This is a genomic window from Okeania sp. (assembly GCF_983059655.1).
In genome coordinates, this window is the sequence record NZ_CEZPJD010000562.1 from 1 (window position 1) to 5,292 (window position 5,292).

Genomic DNA, 5,292 nt, shown 5'->3' on the forward strand with positions numbered 1-5,292 from the left:
ACAGTTTTTTTTTAGTGAAAATGATGATTTTTCACCCTAAATTACTATTGTCTGAATATCAATATTGATTAAACTTTAAGAAACAAACTGCGACGATACATTAAATCAGAAATTCCCCACCATAACAACATGTTAACAATAGCAAAAATCAAAGAACCATTAAATAAACCAGCCCAAGATTGGAAAAATTGTTCATATATCCATGTCTTAATAGTAGGAGAACTTTTAACCATACTAATTTTGTTATAAATCATAAGTCTAGCTAAAAATCCAGAAGCAACAAAAATAAAAATGGCATTTAATCCCATCACTTCAAATGGATGTCCCCATTTTTGCCAACCTCGAACTTCGATCGCTTCATAACAAGTGGCTAGTAAAATCAAGGCCCATCCACAGGTAAATATTACATAGGAACTTGTCCATAAAGCTTTATTGATCGGAAAAAATAGTCCCCACAGATACCCGACTACTAAACAACTTAGACCGGAAATTACTAGATTTAGGCTGGTGCGACTTTTGGTTGGTTGATGTTTGAGCCATTCTCCAACAAAGTAACCAATGAGAATTGTGACAATAGCGGGTAAGGTGCTAAATAGTCCTTCTGGATCGTATGGTTTCCCTGCCCACAAATGTTGTTGAGTAAGAATGAGGCGATCGATATAAGCAGCAAGATTTCCTTCTGGGGAAAGGTCGCCAGGGCCATAGCCAGGGATGGGTATTAATTGCATGGCTATCCAGTATCCAATTAATAATACAGTGGCAAGTCCATAAAGTTGTTTTCTTGAAAGGTTAAGGATGGCGATCGCTGCGAGGAGGTAGGCTACGCTAATACGTTGCAATACTCCCATGATACGAATAGTACCTAAGTTGTAATTAGGAAAGCCATTTAGTAGTAAACCTAGAAGAAAAAGTATGAGGCATCGCTGTAAAATTCGCCGATAAAGTTTTGGAGTTGCTTGGTTTTTATCGGTGTATTTTGACAAAGAAAAAGTCATTGCTACGCCTGCTATAAATAAGAAGAAGGGAAATACTAAATCGGTGGGCGTACAGCCATGCCATTTTGCGTGAAGTAAGGGTGGATAAACATGATTCCAACTGCCTGGGTTATTAACAAGAATCATACTAGCAATAGTAATGCCACGAAATACATCTAGAGATTTTAAGCGCATTTTTATTGAAGTTTTTATAGTAGATAATTATACTACTGGGCTTTGATCAAAATAATTGGGCTTAAAGCCCCACTTTTTAAGGCGAAATATTTTTGGAGCGAGGCTTAAATCCCCGTTACAAAAATTACTTATGACTTAGTTAACATTCTTGTTAATACTAGCTATTTGATGATTGATATTAAGCAACTATTATATTTTTTTTATTACAATAATTTTCACAGAAGGATCAAGGTGACAAATAGGTCATTCAAAGCAGGCATGAGAAAAAGTATTATGGCCGTGGGAGCATCTTACTCCCATTCTAGCTAGGTATTACTTAGTTTCTATCTACAATTACTATGTATGACTACTAAGATTTGTTTATTTAGTCACGATTTAAATTACCTTATTGAGGTACTTCTTTGTCATATAAATCAAACTCTTGTGGTGTTCCATTTAATTCAGAGATGAATTTTTTATATAAATCTTGATTACCATTTTCTACATCCCATACTTCATCCACCCAGGTGAGTAAAAAAGCTTCGGTTTGATTAACTTTACCATCATCTTTTGTAAAAGAACCCTTACGCAATCTTTCTCTCACTCCATCGCTATTGGAGAGAAGATGTTCTAAAATATCTTTAGATACAAAATCCAACTTATTTTCTATGTGCGGGTAAGCTTCAAGAACTTCTTTGATTAGGAGGTCGAATACTTCTTTGTGAGTGAGTTTTGCCATGATTGAGACAGTTTTTAATTAGTTTTGTTTAAAAATAAGTTTTTTGGGAAAGCCTTGCCTATATCTTTGTATTTTTTTAAGATTCAACAGATTGGGTTATTTTGCTTTACTCTCATTGTTAATACTATTTAAAATATCAAAATATGTAATTAATTTTGCTTATGTACTTAACTATTTTATTATTGATATTCAGTAACTATTACATTTTTTTTAAGATAATTTTCAGTCGTAATGTTACCGAAAATTTGTGGCTTAAAGCCTCCCATTTTAATGGGATAATAAATAATAATTTGTCTTGTTCGTCAATCCCATCCGTGTTCAAGGAGAGGTAATTATTAATAATTAATAATTAATTGTTGAAAACGCCGACATTTATTAATGAATAGTTTCTAACTTTGAAATTCCTGAAAGCATTAGCTAGCAATATTTATTCCAATAATTTTGCATTTTCTAGATTGAATTATGGCTAGCAATAAAATAGATATATCCATTAAGAGATGGAGTAGGAAGTAAGAGCAAGAATTGATGAATAAAAGTGCAATAATTGATTTGATTTTTTATTCTTGGAGATATCTAATAAATATTGAATGACAGGTAGAAATTATCTAACCATAAAGTCCACATTCAGAAATAATAATTCTGTCAATAAACTCAGGATGAGGAGTAATGGATTTTTTGTTCATCCATTCAAAAACATCTTGATTATTTTTAGAGCTATTACACTTAATACAAGCAGGAACTACATTACCAGGTGTAGTTTGCCCCCCTTTAGATATAGGAATAATATGGTCCCAAGTATTAGCTGGTTTGAGACAATAGGCGCATTTTCCCTCAAATATTTCCATCAAAAACTTTTGTCCTTCATAAGGGATCGGATCGACATTTCGCTTTCTACTATGAGAATGTTGTCGTCTTTCCAATCTATGTTTTTCATTGTTTGCATATCTTTGTCTAGCTTCTGCCGCAACATGAAGCTTGCAAGCACCTGATTTTACTTCTTGAGAGGGTAAATATTTTTGACATCCTCTACACCATTTCAAACCTTCAAGCTTTTTAGCTTCACGCTCTTTACGTCCAGGTCCAGATGTTTTTCGTTGATTTTTACAACTTTTGCAAATAGAAGTTAGTCCATCATAACGCGATCTGTCCTTCCCAAAATTTTCTATATGTTTCCATTGTTTACACTTAGTACACCATTTCAAACCTGCTTCTTTATTTGCTATATATTCTTCTAAAGTAACACCTATTTTTTGAGCTGCTATTCGTAGTGTGCCTATTTTTGTTTGAGCCATATTGTGAGATTTTTATTTCGTTCTCTTCATTTTAGATTATCAGGTTATTTATAGGAAAAAACTTTACTAAAATGTCTTTGTAATTTTTATTTATATATCTATTACCAATACGATGAATATTGTAAAATTTATTATAGTAGTTTTCCGAAATCAAATCCTATTTGCTGTTTGAAAATTACTAGCCTAATATTAGTACAAGGATAAAAAGATGAACCGAGAACAAAGAAGAAAAGCAGCCAAAAATAAAAGTCAAAAACCACTAAATAATAATCTTCCAGAAAATGCCTTATCCCACGCTTTGTCTTTTCACAAAAGTGGGAAACTACAAGAGGCAAAAGTTATCTATGAAAAAATTATTCAGTCGGAACCAAATAATTCTCAAGCTTTAAATTATCTGGGCGTACTTAAAGCACAAATGGGAAATAATAAAAGCGCAATAAATTTAATAAATCAAGCTGTTAATCTAGAACCGAATAATTTTGGCTACCTTAATAATCTCGGCAATACTTATCGCGCCTCTCAACAATTAGATAATGCTATTGACTGTTATAAACGTGCGATTCAACTAAATCAAAAATCTGCTGACTCTCACCTAAACTTGGGAATTGCTTTGACAGAAAAAGGAATTATAGAAGAGGCGATCGCTTCCCTGGAAAAAGCTTTAACTATTAATCCAAGTCATCCGCGAGTTAACATTACTTTGGGAGATATATTTCAAGCTCAAGGGAAGTTAGATGAGGCAATATCTTCTTATATAAAAGCTATTTCTATAGTTCCAAATAATTTTGATGCTTTATCATCTTTAGGTATGGCATTTTACCGTCGTGGTAACCTCAAAGAATCACAAAAAGCTTATCAACAAGCACTAGAAATTAATCCCCATTCCACAGAATGTTTGACTAATATTGCTGCTACTTTTTATGAGCAGGGAAGAGTTGATGTTTCCGAAGCTTGTTATCAAGCAGTTATCGATCTAATTCCTACTTCTGCTGATGCTCATATCAATCTAGGCTTTCTGTTAAGTCAACAAGAAAAATATGAGGAAGCTATTAAAAGTTATAATTCAGCATTGAAGCAGGATAAAAATTCTATTCATGCCATGGCAGGTTTAGCAGAAATTCTAGGAAAAAAGTCTGACTGGGAAGCAGCAATAAAGCTATATCAGAAAATTCTTAAACATAATTCTAATTCTGCTGATGCTTATGCACAATTAGGAATAGCTTTGCGAGAAATAGGTAAATCTCAAGAAGCGATCGCTCAATTTGAAAAAGCTATAAATATTAATCATAGACATATTAAAGCTTATGCTCATCTAGGTTTAGCTTTGCAAGATGTGGGTAAAAAATCTGAAGCTGAATCAATTTTTGACTGTTCAGAATTAGTAGCTAAATACCAGTTTGCAGATGTAGAAGGATGGGAGAGTTTAACAACTTATAACAATGACTTGAAAAATTACATTGTTCGACATCCCACTCTTTTAAAATATCGACCAGGTAAACCAATAAATAGAGGTAGTCAAACCTACGAAATTTTTACAGATAATACTCCTGTAATGGCAGCACTAAGCAAAAAAATTAATAGTTCTCTCCATGATTATTTTGGTCGTTTTACTGGTAACTGTAATTACCAATTTTTCCATAATTTCCCCTCAGACTGGAAGCTCAGTGGTTGGGCAGTTGTTTTAGAATCAGAAGGATTTCAAAATTCTCATATTCATCCTGAAAGTTATTGCAGTGGCGTTTATTATATTCAAGTACCTAATAGTGTAAAAGAAAATCATGATGGGTCTGGTTACTTAAATTTTGGTACTTCTTTTCCCTCAAAGCAAAACATGGAAAATCAAGAAAAATATCTGCTGAGACCAGAAGCAGGATTATTAGTAATTTTTCCTTCTTATTTTTGGCACTCTACTATTCCATTTACTGGAGGTAGCGAACGAATTTGTATTTCATTTAATTTGATTCCTCTAGATAGCTAGGTAAATTAAAATATGAGGTTTGGGCAAATACTTCATCTTTTAGGTAGAGGCGAGTTTAAATATAAATCAATTTTTCCTTATCCTCTCTAACAAAATAATTCTGAGGGAGTTTACTGAAATTTTCCTACTTCTTTT

The 5,292-nt window shown here is 32.9% G+C and carries 4 protein-coding genes; 1 reads left to right on the plus strand and 3 read right to left on the minus strand.

Going from position 1 to position 5,292, the window contains the following annotated elements:
• Positions 1 to 68 precede the first annotated feature (68 nt).
• From AC3DU7_RS24125 to AC3DU7_RS24135, 3 genes are all read right to left on the minus strand, one after another.
• Positions 69 to 1,169 (minus strand): acyltransferase family protein, encoded by a 1,101-nt coding sequence (locus tag AC3DU7_RS24125; protein WP_488041840.1) that lies wholly within the window; start codon positions 1,167 to 1,169, stop codon positions 69 to 71.
• 385 nt (positions 1,170 to 1,554) lie between these two features.
• Positions 1,555 to 1,887: a hypothetical protein gene (locus tag AC3DU7_RS24130; RefSeq protein WP_488041841.1), complete on the minus strand. Its 333-nt coding sequence runs from the start codon at positions 1,885 to 1,887 to the stop codon at positions 1,555 to 1,557.
• Between the two features lie 605 nt (positions 1,888 to 2,492).
• A complete protein-coding gene (locus tag AC3DU7_RS24135; RefSeq protein WP_488041842.1) occupies positions 2,493 to 3,179 on the minus strand; it encodes an HNH endonuclease in 687 nt (228 codons plus the stop codon).
• A gap of 208 nt (positions 3,180 to 3,387) precedes the next feature.
• Here AC3DU7_RS24135 and AC3DU7_RS24140 point away from each other — a divergent pair, with 208 nt between their 5' ends.
• Positions 3,388 to 5,157: a tetratricopeptide repeat protein gene (locus AC3DU7_RS24140; protein ID WP_488041843.1), complete on the plus strand. Its 1,770-nt coding sequence runs from the start codon at positions 3,388 to 3,390 to the stop codon at positions 5,155 to 5,157.
• The last annotated feature ends 135 nt before the right edge of the window (positions 5,158 to 5,292 follow it).